17 protein-coding genes are annotated in these 16,023 nt (G+C 68.9%); 10 read left to right on the forward strand and 7 right to left on the reverse strand.

Annotation, left to right across the window (positions count from 1 at the left end; genetic code table 11):
• Both J1C73_RS02380 and J1C73_RS02385 read left to right on the forward strand, forming a co-directional pair.
• Positions 1–739 (forward strand): MFS transporter (locus tag J1C73_RS02380; protein ID WP_207314850.1); only part of this gene is annotated, 739 nt, incomplete at its 5' end.
• Positions 732–1,001: a mycoredoxin gene (locus J1C73_RS02385; RefSeq protein ID WP_123463829.1), complete on the forward strand. Its 270-nt coding sequence runs from the start codon at positions 732–734 to the stop codon at positions 999–1,001. The genes J1C73_RS02380 and J1C73_RS02385, both read left to right, overlap by 8 nt.
• 13 nt (positions 1,002–1,014) lie before the next feature.
• Here the strand turns inward: J1C73_RS02385 and J1C73_RS02390 are convergent, their stop codons facing one another.
• From J1C73_RS02390 to J1C73_RS34385, 4 genes are all read right to left on the reverse strand, one after another.
• Positions 1,015–1,794, reverse strand: coding sequence for an exodeoxyribonuclease III (locus J1C73_RS02390; protein ID WP_207314851.1), 780 nt, complete (start codon positions 1,792–1,794; stop codon positions 1,015–1,017).
• A 47-nt stretch (positions 1,795–1,841) separates the two neighbouring features.
• A complete protein-coding gene (locus J1C73_RS02395) occupies positions 1,842–2,495 on the reverse strand; it encodes an MBL fold metallo-hydrolase (RefSeq protein WP_207314868.1) in 654 nt (217 codons plus the stop codon).
• Between the two features lie 22 nt (positions 2,496–2,517).
• On the reverse strand, positions 2,518–3,795 hold the full coding sequence (gene pcaDC / locus J1C73_RS02400; RefSeq protein ID WP_207314852.1) for a bifunctional 3-oxoadipate enol-lactonase/4-carboxymuconolactone decarboxylase PcaDC: 1,278 nt from the start codon (positions 3,793–3,795) through the stop codon (positions 2,518–2,520).
• Between the two features lie 120 nt (positions 3,796–3,915).
• The gene (locus tag J1C73_RS34385) at positions 3,916–4,440 is read right to left on the reverse strand and encodes a site-specific integrase (RefSeq protein WP_242643596.1); all 525 of its coding nucleotides are present in this window, start codon (positions 4,438–4,440) and stop codon (positions 3,916–3,918) included.
• A 602-nt stretch (positions 4,441–5,042) separates the two neighbouring features.
• On the opposite strand from J1C73_RS34385, the gene J1C73_RS02410 reads away from it, so the two are divergent.
• Positions 5,043–6,128 (forward strand): PP2C family protein-serine/threonine phosphatase, encoded by a 1,086-nt coding sequence (locus J1C73_RS02410; RefSeq protein WP_307797586.1) that lies wholly within the window; start codon positions 5,043–5,045, stop codon positions 6,126–6,128.
• Positions 6,129–6,662: 534 nt separating this feature from the next.
• Entirely contained in the window at positions 6,663–7,403 is a 741-nt protein-coding gene (locus J1C73_RS02415; protein WP_207314853.1) for a carbonic anhydrase, read from the forward strand.
• A gap of 1,707 nt (positions 7,404–9,110) precedes the next feature.
• On the opposite strand, the gene J1C73_RS34390 is transcribed toward J1C73_RS02415, so the two are convergent.
• A complete protein-coding gene (locus J1C73_RS34390) occupies positions 9,111–9,980 on the reverse strand; it encodes a hypothetical protein (RefSeq protein WP_242643597.1) in 870 nt (289 codons plus the stop codon).
• Here J1C73_RS34390 and J1C73_RS34395 point away from each other — a divergent pair.
• The 5 genes from J1C73_RS34395 to J1C73_RS02440 are packed head-to-tail and all read left to right on the forward strand — an operon-like array spanning position 9,951 to position 13,251.
• A complete protein-coding gene (locus J1C73_RS34395; protein ID WP_242643598.1) occupies positions 9,951–10,661 on the forward strand; it encodes an ATP-binding protein in 711 nt (236 codons plus the stop codon). The two genes, J1C73_RS34390 and J1C73_RS34395, sit on opposite strands and share 30 nt — an antisense overlap.
• The gene (locus tag J1C73_RS02425; RefSeq protein ID WP_260146907.1) at positions 10,658–11,065 is read left to right on the forward strand and encodes a roadblock/LC7 domain-containing protein; all 408 of its coding nucleotides are present in this window, start codon (positions 10,658–10,660) and stop codon (positions 11,063–11,065) included. Before J1C73_RS34395 ends, J1C73_RS02425 begins: the two co-directional genes overlap by 4 nt.
• The gene (locus tag J1C73_RS02430) at positions 11,062–11,430 is read left to right on the forward strand and encodes a DUF742 domain-containing protein (RefSeq protein WP_207314855.1); all 369 of its coding nucleotides are present in this window, start codon (positions 11,062–11,064) and stop codon (positions 11,428–11,430) included. Before J1C73_RS02425 ends, J1C73_RS02430 begins: the two co-directional genes overlap by 4 nt.
• Positions 11,411–12,019, forward strand: a complete 609-nt coding sequence (locus tag J1C73_RS02435; protein ID WP_307797587.1) for a GTP-binding protein — start codon at positions 11,411–11,413, stop codon at positions 12,017–12,019. Before J1C73_RS02430 ends, J1C73_RS02435 begins: the two co-directional genes overlap by 20 nt.
• Positions 12,016–13,251 (forward strand): cytochrome P450, encoded by a 1,236-nt coding sequence (locus tag J1C73_RS02440; RefSeq protein WP_207314856.1) that lies wholly within the window; start codon positions 12,016–12,018, stop codon positions 13,249–13,251. Before J1C73_RS02435 ends, J1C73_RS02440 begins: the two co-directional genes overlap by 4 nt.
• Positions 13,252–13,291: 40 nt before the next feature.
• On the opposite strand, the gene J1C73_RS02445 is transcribed toward J1C73_RS02440, so the two are convergent.
• The gene (locus tag J1C73_RS02445; protein WP_207314857.1) at positions 13,292–14,320 is read right to left on the reverse strand and encodes a terpene synthase family protein; all 1,029 of its coding nucleotides are present in this window, start codon (positions 14,318–14,320) and stop codon (positions 13,292–13,294) included.
• Between the two features lie 319 nt (positions 14,321–14,639).
• On the opposite strand from J1C73_RS02445, the gene J1C73_RS02450 reads away from it, so the two are divergent.
• Positions 14,640–15,185: a P-loop nucleotide/nucleoside kinase family protein gene (locus tag J1C73_RS02450; RefSeq protein WP_242643600.1), complete on the forward strand. Its 546-nt coding sequence runs from the start codon at positions 14,640–14,642 to the stop codon at positions 15,183–15,185.
• Positions 15,186–15,457: 272 nt separating this feature from the next.
• On the opposite strand, the gene J1C73_RS02455 is transcribed toward J1C73_RS02450, so the two are convergent.
• Positions 15,458–15,976, reverse strand: a complete 519-nt coding sequence (locus J1C73_RS02455; protein WP_207314858.1) for a DUF2231 domain-containing protein — start codon at positions 15,974–15,976, stop codon at positions 15,458–15,460.
• Between the last annotated feature and the right edge of the window lie 47 nt (positions 15,977–16,023).

A 16,023-nucleotide genomic window follows, 5' to 3' on the forward strand; every position in this document is an offset into this window, starting at 1 on the left:
GTGGGGGTGGCGGGCGGCCTTCTGGGCCGTCGCCCTCGTCTCACTCCCGGCGATCGCCGTCATCGCCGCGGCGATTCCGGCGGGGCGGCCCCCGTCCGCCCTGCCGAGCGCACACGCCGAGCTGCGGAGCCTGGCGGGGCGCGGGCTGCAGCTGACCCTGCTGACGAGCGCACTCGTCCAGGGCGCGACCTTCTGCGCGTTCTCGTATCTCGAACCGATCGCCACACATGTCACCGGGTTCGGCTCCGCGTGGGTGCCCGCCCTGCTCGCCCTGTTCGGGGTCGGCTCGTTCATCGGGGTCGCCGTCTGCGGCCGGATCATCGATTCCCGGCCGGTCGCGCTGACCGCGGCCGGGCTGGTGTCGCTCGCCGTCGGCTGGGCCCTGTTCGCGTGGACGGCGGGGAGCCCCGCGGCGGTGTTCGTGCTCGTTCTCGTCCAGGGGATGCTGGCGTTCGGCACCGGCACCGCGCTGATCTCGCACGTGTTCCGCCTGGCGGACGGTGCGCCCACCCTGTCCGGTTCGTTCGCCACCGCGGCGTTCAATGTGGGCGGCGCGCTCGGCCCCTGGATCGGCGGGCTCGCGATCGATGCGGGGTTCGGCTTCCGGGCACCGCTCTGGGTGAGCGCGCTGCTGATGGTCCTGGCGCTCGGCACCGCCGGAGCCGCGCGGGCCTGCCGCCCGGCCCCGGCACTAGGATCTGGCGCACACGCATACGAACAGGAGAGTCCGAGTGGCTGAGGACCGTGCCGGTGTGGTCGTCTACTGGCGGCCCGGCTGCCCGTACTGCATGAAGCTCCGGCTGCGCCTGCGGTTCACGAAGCTGGAGTACACCGAGGTCAACATCTGGCGGGACCCCGAGGCTGCCGCGTTCGTCCGCTCCGTGGCGGACGGGAACGAGACCGTGCCGACGGTCACCGTGGGCGGGAAGGCCATGGTCAACCCGTCGAAACGCCAGGTGGTGGAGGCCGTACGGGCTCAGACGCCCGGGGCGGGCGCCTGAGCACGGGCCGTGCTCAGAGGTCGAGGTCGACGACCACCGGGGCGTGGTCGGACGCGCCCTTGCCCTTGCGCTCCTCGCGGTCCACGTAGCTGTCCTTGACGGCGGCGGTGAACGGGGCGTTGCCGTAGACGAGGTCGATCCGCATGCCCTTGTTCTTCGGGAAGCGCAGCTCGCGGTAGTCCCAGAAGGTGTACGGGCGGTCGTACTTCAGAGGGCGCGGCATGACGTCGGCGAGGCCCTCCTCGCGCAGCGCCGCGAGGGCGGCCCGCTCGGCGGGGGTGACGTGGGTGGCGCCCTCGAAGAGGGCCGGGTCCCAGACGTCCTCGTCGGTCGGGGCCACATTGAAGTCGCCGATGACCGCGAACGGCAGCGCCCCCGCGGCGTCCACCGCGACCGCCTTCCGCAGCGCCTCGAACCAGCACAGCTTGTACGCGTAGTGCTCGTGCTCGACCTCGCGGCCGTTGGGCACGTACACCGACCAGAGGCGGACGGGGCCGCAGGTCGCACTGATCGCGCGGGGCTCCTGCACGGCGTCGTACTCGGGCCCGTCCGGTAGGCCCGTCACGACGTCGGACAGGCCGGCCCGGGAGACGATCGCCACCCCGTTCCACCGGCCGGTCGCGTTGACCGCGGACTCGTAGCCGAGCTCGCGGAGCGCCTCCGCGGGGAACTGCTCGGCGGTGCACTTGGTCTCCTGGATGCACAGCACGTCCGTGCCGGTGCTCTCCAGCCAGGCGAGCAGCCTCGGCAGTCGGGCGGTGATCGAGTTGACGTTCCAGGTGGCGATGCGCATGTACGTAAACCTAGCGGCTGCCACTGACAGCCGCCGGGCGCCGTCCCTCATACACCCATCGATTCCCCCGGTGCCAGCCGTCCGTGGTCGGTACCGCCGAGACCGTCGATCTGGGTGTCGTAGATCGGGCGGGCGAGATCGGTGAGCAGCGCGTCGTGGATGTCGATGGCGCGGCGCGGCTTGACCTCGCGGACGTAGTCGATGACCTCCGAGATCTTGTTCCACGGAGCCATCACCGGAAGCATCAGGGTGTCGACCGGCCGGTCGGGCACCGTGAGTGCGTCGCCGGGGTGGAAGAGCGAGTCGTCCACCAGGAAGCCGATGTTGGTGATCCTCGGGATGTCCGGGTGGATCACCGCGTGGAGTTCGCCGTGCACCTGGACGTCGAACCCGGCGGCCGTGAAGGTGTCGCCGTGGCCGACGGTGTGGACGCGCCCCGGGAACGCCGCCCCGAGCTGCCCGGCCACGCTGCGCAGGGTCCAGATCTCGGCGGCCGGGTTGGCCTCCAGACCGGCCCGCAGGCGCTCCTCGTTGAAGTGGTCGGGGTGCTCGTGCGTCACCAGGATCGCCTCGGCACCGACCGCGGCGTCCTGCTCCGAGAAGCCGCCCGGGTCGATGACGAGCGTGCGCCCGGTCTTCTCCAGACGGATGCAGGAGTGGGACTTCTTGGTCAGCGTGAGCGCGAACGGCTCGGGATTCACAGCGTTCATGTCTCCCATCCTGCTACGCGGGCGGTGTCGTTTCGGCCTGAATCACCGACTGCGCGATCGTGAAGGCCGCGCCCGCGGCCGGAATCCCGCAGTACACGGCCGTCTGCAGCAGGACCTCCCGGATCTCGGCCGGGGTGAGGCCGTTGCGCAGGGCCGCGCTGACATGCGCGGCCAGGCCCTCCAGATGTCCGGAGGCGACCAGCGCGGTGAGCGTGACGGTGCTGCGCGTGCGCCGGTCCAGCCCCTCCCTGCTCCACACCTCGCCCCAGGCGTAGCGGGTGACGAGCTCCTGGAAGCCGTCGGTGAAGTCGTCGGAGGCGGCCATGACGCCGTCCACATGGGCGTCCCCGAGGACCTCGCGGCGGATCCTCATGCCCGGCTGATACGGGTCGGCGCGCCCCTCGGAGGGCGCCGCGGGCTGCGCGGTCACCGCGGTGATCTCCGCTACGGGCAGCACGGGGGCGGAGAGCTGCGGGGCGACGGGGAGCACCGGGATGGCCGCCTGAGTGTCCTGCCAGGCCGCGGAGAAGTGGGTGAGCAGGAGGTCGGTGACGGCTCCTGGCTGCTCGACCGGGGCCAGGTGGGAGGCGCCGGGGACCAGGGCGAGCCGGGCGTCGGGTATCCCCGCGACCAGGGTGCGGGCGTCGCCGGGGCCGGTGACCTTGTCCTCGGCGCCGACCAGGACGAGCGTGGGGACGCCGATGCGGCCCAGTTCCGTACGGATGTCGAAGGCGGCGAGGGCTTCGCAGGCGGCGATGTAGCAGCCCGGGTCGGTGGTGCGGACCATCTGGACGGCCCACTCGACGATGGCGGGCTGCGCGGCGGCGAACCCCGAGGTGAACCACCGCTCCGGAGCGGTGCGGGCCATCGGCTCCAGTCCGTTGGTCCGGACGATCACCCCGCGCTGGCGGAATTCGTCGGCGCTGCCGAACCGGGCCGAGGAGGCCACCAGGGCCAGCGAGGCGACCCGGTGCGGGTGGCGCAGCGCGAGGTCGGCGCCGATCGCGCCGCCGATGGAGCAGCCCGCGTAGCCGAAGCGCTGGACACCGAGGCCGTCGAGGGTGGCGAGCAGTCGGTCGGTGAGTTCACCGACCGAGGTGGCCGGGTGGGCGGGTGCGCCGCCGTGGCCCGGGAGGTCGAAACGGAAGACTCTCCAGTGTTGGGTGAGCTCGGCTATCTGCCGGTCCCACATGTGCCATGTGGTACCGAGAGAGGTGCCTATCACGAGGACTGGGGCGTCTTCTGGGCCGTCAAAGCGGTATTGCAGCGTATTGATCTTGGTCTCGCTCACGGGTTCACACCTTCATCTGTCACGATCTGTCACACGCCCCCCTGCGAGACCTCCCCATGCCTCCGCTGCTGGAAGCAGGTCCGCCACGTCCGGCTTCACGTACCACTGCTTGGTCGTCTTTCACGTTGGTGTGCCCGGCCCACATGCAAGCAGGTGATCCGGCACCCCGTTATTCGCCAAGAAGGTCAAGCACGACGCCCGAGCATCGTACAGACGGACCCTGCGAAGGCCGTTTTCATCCACGATCTTGTAGGCCCGCACCCGGAGCTGCCGACCATTCAGCGCGTCTCCGAGTTCATCCACGAGCACGTACCCGCCGCTCTCGTACCCTTCGCCCGCTGCCAGGCGCTCCTTCGCCCGCGTGGCCCAGAACGCCTTCAGCGCGTCACGCACAAGCGCCGGAAGCGGCAACATGCGTTCGCCCGCCATGCCCTTGGTGTCCTTGGGGCGCGTACAGGCGGTCCCCCTCATCGCAGTGATGAAAGCACCCACCTCCGCGGCATTCCACGGCATGACGACCGCCTTCGTCTTCCGCTCCGCCTTCCTGGCCTTCAGCGGAATGTGCACTTCGCTCGCCACGTTCACGGTCACCACGCGGCGCGTGACGGCCCGGTTCAGGGCATCCTTCAGCCTGGCCAGGCTCATGTCCGTCGGTCCGCTCCTTTCCAGACGTGACAACCCCGCCCGAGAGGTTGAGCATCCCCCGTCCAGTCTTCGGCAAGTGGCATTGATCGATCCGAATTCGACGCCGTCCTCGCCGCCGAGCCCGGCACCCGCAGGTACTCCGGGTGCCGGGCTCGGTGGCGAGGCCGTGAGGCAGCAGGACGGTGATGTCGAGCCGGGCCAGCTGCCCGAGGGGCGCGCGTGCCTCTGATCAGCGGTCTGCCAATGCCCGCACAGGTGACATCACTTTTCGATCATCTCGGGCTTGACGAAGGGCATAGAGGCCCCCGTGCGAAGGACCTGACATGCCATTGGCTGGAGCAATGGTCGGCCTGAAGCGTTGCAGGGAAGCAGGATGGACCTCTTGCCCACATCATGTGCCAGGAGTCGCGCGTGTACAGCCTGTTTGAGTGGAGCCGCCAGGACAACGTCCGCATGCAGGCCCCCACGGCGGCTTCGTCCTCCGACTGGGCAGCTTCCGCGCTCGCGCCGCTCGCTCTGCGACGGAGTGAGCAGTGAGATGGCCGGGCCGCCCTAGGGCGGCGAGTGGCTGGGCAGCGCCGCCCGGCGGTGGGGGGCCGCAGGTGCCGCCCGCGCCCACGTGGATGCGGTGGCTGCCCGCCTTCTATGTCGCGGGCATCCTGGTGCTCGAACCCGTTACGCCCGTGCAGTGGCCGGTGAGCTTCCTGCTCATCGCCCTCCCCGTGATCACAGCCTTCGCCCACGGCCCCGCTGCCGTCGCCGGCGTCACCGTGTTCGCGATCGCCTTCGAAGGAGTCCTGGCCGGCACCCCTTGCTGCGCGGGCCGTCCAGTGAGCTACGTGTGGGAGCGCCACTACGTGGCCACCTACCTGAGCACCGCTGTGGTCGGTGTCCTCGGAGCATTCCTGGCTGCCCACCGCGCGCGCCGGGAACGTACCCTCGCCAACGTGCGCTTCGTGGCCGAGGTCGCGCAGCATGTCCTGCTGAGCCCGGTCCCGCACCGCATCGGCCCACTTCTGGTTGAAGCCCTCTACCTGTCCGCCGCTGCCGAAGCACGCATCGGCGGTGACCTGTATGAGGCCGTCCCCACCACGCACGGACTCCGCATTGTCATCGGCGACGTCCGCGGCAAGGGACTCCCCGCCGTCGAGACGGCCGCCACCCTCCTCGGCGTCTTCCGCGAGGCCGCCCACGACGAACCCGACCTCGCCGCCGTTGCCCGCCGGGCGGAGACGAGCATGAATCGCAGAGCCGCCCGCCTGGCCGGAAACGACGTGGGCGAGCGCTTCGTCACCGCTGTCTTCGCGGAGATCCCCCGCAGTCACATGGTCCGCATCGTCAACTGCGGCCACCCCCCACCCCTCCTCATCCGCTCCGACGGGGTCACTGAACTGGAGACGGCCGACCCCGCACCGCCCCTCAACCTGGGCATGCACCTCACGGAGGCCTACAGGATCGATGAGTACCCCTTCGGTCCCGGCGACCAGTTGCTGCTCTACACCGACGGCGTCACCGAAGCACGCGACCGCACCGGGGCCTTCTACCCCCTCAGCCGGCGTGTCGCCTCCTGGGGCCCTCTCCAGCCCCGGGAACTGCTCGACCGCCTCCACCACGATCTCCTCATCTACAGCAACAATCACCTCCACGACGACACCGCGGCCCTCGCCATCTACCACCTGCCCGAATAGAAGTGCCCTGAAGATCTTGAAATCGCATCCGCCTTGCATCGGTTCATACCGGCTGGCTTTCCGGTGATCCGGCCCGAACCTGACAGCGAGAGCGAGATCATCAGCGGTCCCCGCAGCCTCCCGATCCCGCAGATGACGCACCGTTGGGGCACTCGCTGCACGCCAAGGGGCAAGGTGATCCGGGCGGGTCAGGACGGCACGACCTGGTAGCAGGGTCCGGCTATGAGCGAATCGACCGGTACGTCGTGGGGAGTCGAATCCGCTGCCTGTCCCAGCACGTACCCCCACAGGGACCGGACCGCACGTAACCGGTATTCACCTGCGCGATGCCGGCGGCGCCGCCGCGTGGGCGCACGTTCCGCAGGCCCGGCAGGCGCATAAGGCACTCGGCCGCCCGGGCCGGTTCTGTGGGCCGTCGGTGGCACAGCGTGCTGCACCCGCTTGCGCCTGCCGTCATGCCCGCGCACAACGCTGAACAATCGCCCTGGTCGAGATGCACGAATCCATCTCAGAGGACTGAAGGGAACAGCACCGATGGGCGGATCAGAACGTCCGGATCGCAGAACGCTGCTCGCCGGCGGGCTCGTGGTCGCCTCGGCCGCGCTCACGGGGTGCTCATCGACGAGCGCCACACCGCCGACGGCCGGCACTTCGCCGAACGCGCGGCCGAGCACGCCCACCGAGGCGTTCGCGAGACTGATGGACGGCAATAAACGCTGGGTGAGCGGAGACCTTCGGCATCCCGACCGGGATCCGAACCAGCGCGAGTTCGTGGCCCAGAAGCAGGAACCCTTCGGGGCGATCCTCTCGTGCATCGACTCCCGGGTGCCGCCGGAACTCCTCTTCGACACCGGACTGGGTGACCTCTACGTGATGCGCACGGGAGGGGAGGCGGTCGGTCCGGTGGTCACGGGGTCGGTGGAGTACGGGCCCATGACGAGCGGCACTCCGCTCATCGTGGTCCTCGGGCATCAGCGTTGCGGCGCCGTCGCGGCAGCCTACAAGTCCATCCGTGACGGCAAGCCCCTTCCCGGCAACCTGAATGCGATCGCCAGGGCTCTGCGGCCGGCCTACGAGCAAGCGGTCCGGGAGGGTGGCTCCGATCCGGTCGAGACCATGGCCCGCGCGCAGGTCGAGTTGACCGCGGCCGACCTGCGCTCCAACCAGGACCTGGCCCCGCTCGTGGCGAAGGGCACCCTTGCCGTGGCCGGCGCCTACTACTCGCTCGACACAGGCAAGGTGGAAGTCCTGGCCGGCGCGCCTACCAGGCCGTAGACCCCGCGGACGGACCGGATCGACGCGCCTGGGGCACTGACTCATGTCGTACGACGCCGCCTGGCGGCTGGCCAGGGTCATCCGGCACCCCGCCGAGTCGGTGTACCACACCCGCCTTCCCGAGGATCCCGGAGACAGAGCTTCCTGAGCAGGAGACCGGCCGCACGACGGACGGCCGGCGGCGCCCGTGGCGCAGGCTGCACGCTTTCCCCATCCACTGCGCAGCCCCGTCCATGCCGGTGGTCTTCACCGGCGGAACCGGCCTCAAGGAACCGCGCCGGCCGGCGAGAGTCCGGGGAGTACGCACGGCGCTACCCACCAGGTCACTCCCCCGCACCCCTCCATGCTGGTCAGGGCTCCGCAACCACCCATCGGGCCTGTTGGTCCCCTCCGGGACAACTGACCGGCACTCCAGGCGACCGCCCACCGCACGAAAACCGATGGAAAGGCAATCAAGATCCGGACCATCCCCGGGCCGACAGAAATGCAACTGCTTCCGCTCATGCCATCTACGCAGGTCAGATCAATGCCGGTGAGTTAGCGCGTCCGTGCAGGTCAGACGCTCACTGATGGCGGGTTGGGGGTGAAATGCCCCCGGGTGAAGGTGCGTGTCGAGGTAATCCGGACCGAGGGCCGGCTTTTCCTTGGCCTGGAGAGACTTGAACGAACGGAGCGCATCCCCACACCGGTACCGGCGGGGGAAGCTCTCGTTTCTCGTCCATGCCGGCGAAGAACTCGGTGAGGCTCCGGGCGCCGGGGCCGGCAGGCGGAATGCCTTCTTGGTAGTTGCGGAACTCGGCCGGGTCAAGGTCCGGGTTGCGGTCACTCTCGTCGCGGTCCAGCACGGGTTCCTACCACCGCCACCACGCACGGCGCACCGCCGGCCGGCCCACGCGACCACTTGGCCACGCTCCGGCGGGAGCTGCCCGCCCATGTCGCGCTCGTCGAGGGGAGCCACCAGCGGGCCGTGGACTCCGCCGCATTCTGCTGACGGACTTCGAGGATGCGCGCCGTCTGCGTGCCCAGCTCGGAGAGAAGGCGCTCCCGGCCGAGCAGCGGATCGAGTGGACGGAGAAGCTGGCGGAAACGCGGTCCGCGGCCCAGGCCGGCGTGACGACGCTCGAACGAGTGGAAGCGCTGATCCTGCAGATCTGATCTCACCGGGCCGGCCCCGGCTCGTGCACGCGCCAGCCGCGGCTGTCGCTGCCCCGGCCCCGTCGACGGCGCGGTGCAGAACGAAGTAGCGCTTGCTGCACGACAGTTTCGGGCCGCATCAGGCGGGATCCAGGACGGGGCTGATGAGCGGGGGCGCGGCCGGTCAGATCGCTGACACGGCGCCCGCAGCCTCGGGAGCGAACCCGGATGGCACGCCGGACAGCAGCTGAACTCCCTTAACCCATAAGGCCACTTATGACCGCTATAAGCGGTGGCAGAGCGTGGCGGGATCCTCACTCCCTCAACTCGGCCGGTTTGATCTCCCCTGCCCGGCAACCTATATGCTCCGCGAATATGCCGCCCGGCACGGCCAGACCTGCTGGGCGTCCCATACGTCTGAGTGCAGTGTCCTCACACCGATCGTTCGCTCCGAAGGATTCAATGCAAATCTCCACTCCGCCTACGGCGGCGAGGGCCCCCATCGCCTGGTACAGCTGGTGGCTGATGCCACTGGGTCTGGGAGGCGGAACCGTCGCCGCCACGTTCATGAGTTCAGAGCGGATATCCGTGGCGGTCGCCGGTGCAGCGGCGACGTCCGCCGGCGCGTTGTGCGTGCAACTCCTTCTGCGCGCCCGCGCGCAACTGCGCCAGGCCAAGTCGGCTCACCAGACAGAACGAGACAGACAGGCGCACGACTCGCAGCGGCAACTGGCTGAGCTTCAGACGAGGTTCACCGCCCAGAGTGCCGCTCGCGAGGGGCATCACGCCGAGCAGACGAAGGCCCTCACCGCACAACTGTCCGACCAGAATGGTGCGTTCGAGTCCCGACTCGAAGAGCGCGATGGTGCCTGGGAGGAGCGGCTGAATCAGTTCCTGTCCGCGGTGACGCTGCTCGCCGACGAGCAACTGCCTTCGGGTATCGGGCGGTTGCGGGCCGGTGATTCCATCGAAGATATCCTGCCGGCCTCGGATCAGCACAGCGGTAATGACGACCAAATGCAGGCCGTTCTCACCAAGGTACTGCGCACCGCACTGACGGGCGTCGAGGCGGAGCTGAACCGCTCCACGTCCGCCGAGCAAGCTGTCATCGGTGTCGGCAACCGCATCCAGGTGCTGACCAGCCAGCTCCGTGGGCGGCTCCACGAAATGCAGGGCGAGCACGACCGGTCCCCCGCTGTCGCTCAGAGCCTCATGGAACTCGACCAGGCCGTCGGCCCTGCTGACTGTCTGGCAGCCAGCCTCGTCGTACTCGGTGGTTCTGACCGGCCTGGCCGCCAGTGGCAGGAGCCCCAGCACCTGCGGAGCGTCGTGCGCGGCGGCATCGGCCGCGTCAAGGACTTCCGCCGTGTGCAGGTGGATCAGCTGCCCGACCTCGGCGTGGACGGTGGCCTGGTGGATCACCTCACGCTGCTTCTCGCCCACCTGCTCGACAATGCCGCACGCTACTCGCCTCCCAGCGAGCTGGTCACCATCTCGGGCAAGGAGGTGCCCAACGGCGTCGGCATCCAGATCCAGGACCTGGGCAAGGGCCTGAGCGAGGAGAAGAAGCGCGAGACCGAACACGCGCTGGCGGGCACCTCGCCCGGAGCCGGTATCGGTGGCATCTCCGAGGACGCCAACGTCGGGCTGCGTGTCGTGGGCCGTCTCGCCCGCCGCTACGGAATCCGGGTCACGTTCGCCGACTCGCCGTGGCTGGGTACCTCCGTCGTGGTCGTTATCCCCCACAAGTACTTCAGCACGCTGCCCGGCCCTTCATCCGCCCCGGCTCCGGTGCCTGCCGTTCCCGCACCGAAGAGCCCCCCGGTGACGGACGTGGTCCGGCCTGCCGGCGAGGGCGCGGTGGAGACCACGCCAGGCGGTCTGCCCCGTCGCCGGCGCCGCACTGACCCGGCCCTCCAGTCTCCGCCGGCAGGGCCCACTGGGCGGACCGCTGACTCGGCCGTTCCGCCCGACTCCTCGTTCGCCGGCATGGCCGCCTTCGCCAACGCCGCGCGAGCACAGACCACGGCCGCCACGTCCTCGGAACCCGGGGCCGCCGGTGTCTCCGGTTCGACCGCCGGTGGTACGTCCGCCGAGCACCGCACGGAAGAGAGCGACAAGTGACAACCACCAACGACGTGAGCTGGGCGCTCCGCGACTTCGTCGAGAGCATCAGCGAGATCCATTTCGCCATCGTCGCCTCCAGCGACGGCAAGGCCATCACCTCCTACGGCCATGACGACCGCGATGAGGTGGACCGGCTCGCCGCGGTGGTCGCCGGGCTCCAGTCGCTGGCGGGGCCGGTGTCGGAGCACTTCGAGAAGGACGCCGGGGGGTTGCGGCTGGCGATGATCGAAGTCGACGGCGGGTACCTGTTCGTCGTCCGTGCCGGCCTGGAGACGTATCTGGGTGTCGTCGCGCGGGAGGGTCTGGACCAGGGTGTTCTCGGGCACCAGATGAACGACCTCGCTCGCCGAATGGGTGAACTCCTCGGCACCACGCCGCGTCTGGAGGAGCACTCTGGATGAGCGCTGCCCGTGGGACCGACCCGTCCGGTCTGGAGCGCTTCTACGTAGTGACCGGAGGGCGCAGCAAGCCGGGCGATGTGGCGTCGACCCTCGATGTGGCGACCCTCGTGCTCTCACGTGCCGCCGCGTCCCAAGGTATGCAGTACGAGCATGAGGAGATCATCCGGCGCTGCCGTGAGCCACTGTCGGTGGCCGAGCTCGGGGCCCATCTCCACCTGCCGTTCAACGTTCTCGCGGTGCTGCTGTCCGACCTGTTGCAGGCGGGTCGCGTCGAGGCCCGCGACCCTATCTCGGCGCATGACGCCGGTCGCGGGCCCGACCTCGCGCTCCTGGAGGAAGTACTCAGTGGACTCCAACGGCTTTGACCAATCAGGGCAGCAGCTTGCGGCTGCGGGCGCCCGCTCGGTGAAGGTGATGATTGCCGGGGGTTTCGGTACGGGCAAGACCACCATGGTTCGCTCGGTCAGTGACATCAGGCCGCTGACCACCGAGGAAACGCTCACGCAGGCCAGCGCCGACGTCGATCACCTCATCGGTGTAGCCGACAAGACGCAGACAACCGTCAGCCTCGACTTCGGCAGGATCAGCCTCAACGACACGTTGATGCTGTATCTGTTCGGAACGCCCGGCCAGGAGCGGTTCTGGTTCCTGTGGAACGGTCTGTTCAAGGGCGCACTCGGTGCCGTCGTCCTCGTGGACACCCGGCGGCTGGATTCCAGTTTCCGGGCGATCGAGGAAATGGAGCGGCAGAAGGTGCCTTTTGTCATCGCGCTGAACGTCTTCCCTGACTCCCAGGCCTACCCGGCCGAGGAGATTCGGGACGCGCTGGACATCCCCGCGCACACTCCGGTCGTCCGCTTCGACGCCCGAAGCCGATCGGCGAGCCGTGATGTCCTGGTCACCCTGGTCCGGCACCTGAAAGAGCACTCGGCGGCCGCCCTGGAGGGCCGATGAACGACCAGAGCTGGGCCCAGGGCGGCTGTCCCGTCGTCCACGGTGGGGACACCACCCGTCTCTACGGCCCCGATGCGGCGACTGATCCCCACACCATCTACGCGCAGTTGCGGCAGGACCACGGCTCGGTCGCGCCTGTACTGCTGGAGGGCGACGTCCCCGCCTGGCTGGTCCTCGGCTACCGGGAGGTCCGGCGTGTGCTGGACAACCCCTCCCACTTCAGCCGCGACTCGCGGATCTGGCGGGACTTCAACAAGGGCCTTGTCGATGCCACATCGCCCCTGATGCAGATGGTCGGGTGGCGCCCGGACTGCGTTTCGCAGGACGGCGAACCGCACCGGCGGCTGCGCGGCGCGGTGACGGACAACCTGTACGCCGTGGCCGGCCGGGGCATCCGCCGGCACGCCGCTCACTTCGCGAACCAGCAGATCGACGCGTTCGCCGAGGCGGGCCGGGCTGACCTGGTCGAGGATTTCGCCGAGTACCTCCCGATGCTGGCACTGACCCGTGTTTTCGGGCTGGCGGCGAGAGATGGCAGGTCTTTGGCGGAGTCCAGTAAGCAGGTCATCAAGGGTGGTGCGGACGCGCTCACCCATAACGAGCACATCATGACCATCCTGGGCGAACTCGCCGCCCGTAAACGTGCAAACCCCGGATCCGATTTCACCTCCGGTCTCATCGAGCACCACTCCGGTCTCGATGAGGACGAGGTCGTCAACCACCTCCGCCTCGTGCTGATCACCGCCCACACCACGACCAGCAACGTGCTGGCCAGGACTCTCCAGCTGATCCTCACGGACACCGACTGGCTGTCCGGGCTGATCAGCGGGCGACTCAATCTGTCCACCGTGGTGGAGGAAGTGATGTGGAACTCTCCCCCACTCGCGGTGCTCCCCGGGCGGTTCGCCACCGCCGACACGGAGCTCGGGGGCTGCCCGGTCAAGGAAGGCGACCTGCTTGTCCTGGGCCTCGCGGCCGGAAACCACGATCCGGAGATCCGCCCGGACGCCGGTGTCTCAGTCCGGGACAACGCCTCACACCTGGCCTTCAGCGCCGGCCCGCACGAATGCCCCGCGCAGAACATCGGTGCGGCCATCATCGAGACAGCGGTGGACGTCCTGCTCCACCGGCTGCCGGGGCTACGGCTGGCCGTGCCACCGCAGCAGCTGACCTCCACAGCCTCGACCTGGGAGTCACGGCTGGACTGCCTCCCGGTCGAATTCCCCATCTGACGCGAGTGCCCGGCCGGGACCGACCCGGCCGGGCACTGGTTCAAATGGTCAGCAGATCGTCCACTGACCCACGCCCGGCCAGCTCAGCCGTGGCCACCGCGCCCTCCTTGTCGGCGTACCTGCCGGACGTCAGCGCCCACTCGTAGTTGCCGTTGATCCAGTGCTGAATGGCCTCCACCCCCATCTCCACCCGTGCGCGCTCGCCCGCGTCGAGCCCGAGCTCGTCACACATCTGAGGAATCCGGGCCTCAAGCACGAGGTACTCCTCCAGGCACCGGGTCGTCATGCGGTGCGCCTCGTCCATGGCCTCCTGCCATGAGCAGTTCCGCTCCCGCTGCAGGACAGCAATGAGGTTGTGCCCGTCCCCCCGGCGCCGCTCGCGCTCGAAGGAGTGGACATCGTTCATGAACCCGATGGTGTCCGCCGCCAGGTCACGCATCCGTTCCATCAGCGGATGCGCCATCGCGGCCGGCGGCACCTCGAATGCGCGACTGCGCTCACCCGCGTCGATGCTGTGATGGATACCGACCGTCCGGCGCCGCAAGGCGGTGTATGCCTCAAGCCCGAGCGTCCCGGCACGCCCCTGGCCCGCGAGGTCCACCTCCTCGCAATGCGCCACCAGGAAGCGCCCCCAGGACGCGGCGAACCGCGTCTGCCAGGTCAGTGACATCCCCTGCGAGAGGTCTTCCCACACCTCAGCCCAGGCCACGGTGATGGGACACACCACCCGCGGCGCCGTGCCTGCGGGACGCAGCGGAGTGACGATCAGTTCCCGCGCCACCTCGGCTATTCGGTCCATCCGGTCCGGCCGCACGACGTCGAACTGATCATCGAAGAGGAAGGCCAACGAGAACCAGTTCATCAGGGTGCTCAAGTCCGCTGCCGAGGCGTGCGGGTAGGTGCGCGCCGCAGCCTGCGCAAGGTCCCAGGACCGGTACTCCTCGAAGCCGGCCTGACTGCGTACCAGGCCCCTGTCCCGCACCCACCGCAGATGGCGCTCTCGGGCACCTGCCAGATACGGGCTGACCGGGGTGTTGAAGGGAAGGTCGAACCGCACGTCCTGAGGCATGTTGTGTCCTTTCAGATGGTGAGACCTCGCGGCACAGAAGTCGGGGCCACCGCCGTCTCGAGTACGGCCGGCCCGGCCGCCTTGTAAGAACGGTGAAGTGGATCAGGCAAGGCAGCCACCACCGTAAATGATCTACAGGGCGGCCACTCGGCGAATGCGCCTACGCCCACCCGTTTTTGGTGGGGGCGGCCTGGCCGTCGCCCGGCCGGCGGCTATGCCGAAGCGTTACGACACCAAAGGTGCCTGGGCCTGTTTCACAAGTGGATCTTTGATGGGTGACTACTCGTCAGGATCCGAGCTCTTTGGTCGGAGTCATCGAATGGTCACGGTGCTGGTCAATGGGCTCCCAGGAGCGGGAAAGACAACGCTCGCGCGGTCCCTAGCAGCTGAGATGGGACTTCCGCTCTTCAGCAAAGACGCGATCAAGGAGACGTTGGCGGACACTCTGGCGAGCCTTCGGACGCCAGAGTGTCCCGACCACGAGTGGAGGCGCGTCCTGGGGATTGCCGCCGGGGAGAGCTTGTGGACGCTGCTCGGCGAGACGCGGAGCGGAGCCGTCCTGGAAATCCCGTGGCTGGCTCACATGCGGCCGATCGTGAAGGCCGGCCTTCAACGCGCGGGCGTGGTGCAGGTCCGTGCGGTCTGGTGCGAGGTCCCACGGGTCTTGACCCCTGATCCGGCCGCGGCGAAGGCCCCGGACCTCATCGGCCGGGACTCCACCGCCACCGAAGGGCCGCAAGCACGGGTCCAGCGAGCCCGACGCCGGCCTCGACGCGTTCCGCCGGCACCGCTACAACACCCGGCGCTGCCACGCGCGGTGCAACACCCGAGTGCAACGCACCCTCTGTTACGGGAACGGGAGTGAGCGGAGGAACTGTTCGAGGCAGACCCAACAGACACGGGAGCTCGACCCCCTGGCACGGACACGATTCTCACTGGTCTGCAGTCGAAGTCGACAACGCCGAAGCAGTCCACACCACCACCCTCTTCCAGGCCAAGGGCTGGGTACCGACGTGAAGAGCGACGCCACTTGCAGCTGCGGCAGCCGAGGTACTCCACATACGGCGCCGGCTCTGCAGGAACCATGGCCGGGTGCGCAAGAGAGCGTCCTGCGCTGAAGGCGCTCGCAGCAGGGTGTCAGCCGCGATCGGGGTGGGCGGTGGCGGAGTAGCCGTCGTGCCAGGCGGCTTTGGCGCCGGAGTCGCCGATCCGGTACACCTGCACTCCCGCGCCAACACCGACGACGAGGGAGAGTGCCGCAGCGGCGATGCGCGTCGGCGTGGCCACCGTGCCGCTGGTGGCTCCGGCTGCGTCGGGCGAACGACGGGCGGCACGGCGGTAGAACCACCACACCGCCGCGGCCGCCAGGAAGAGCGCGATGACCCAGGGAAGCAGTTCGTCGCCGAGCTCGGTGTGCTTGCGGACCAGGGCGTTGCTGTCCACGTGGCGCTCCAACCACTCGCCTGCGTGTGTGGTCAGGGGCACACTGATCAGGGCCACCAGCGCGAGAGCCGGGAGGGCGAGCCCGAATCGGCTCATGACCGAGGGCCAGATGGCGCAGAGGACGAGCGCCAGTGCGGTCAGCGGCACGAGAACCACGACGACGTGCACGAACAGGACGTGCGCGGGGATGTCGTTGACCAGGACGGGTCCCATGAAAGGCTCCTTCGGGGTATGCGTTGAACGCTTGACGTGGTGTGGGG

Origin of the sequence: Streptomyces laculatispora (assembly GCF_017353455.1) — a bacterium.
In the GTDB taxonomy this organism is placed as follows: domain Bacteria; phylum Actinomycetota; class Actinomycetes; order Streptomycetales; family Streptomycetaceae; genus Streptomyces; species Streptomyces laculatispora.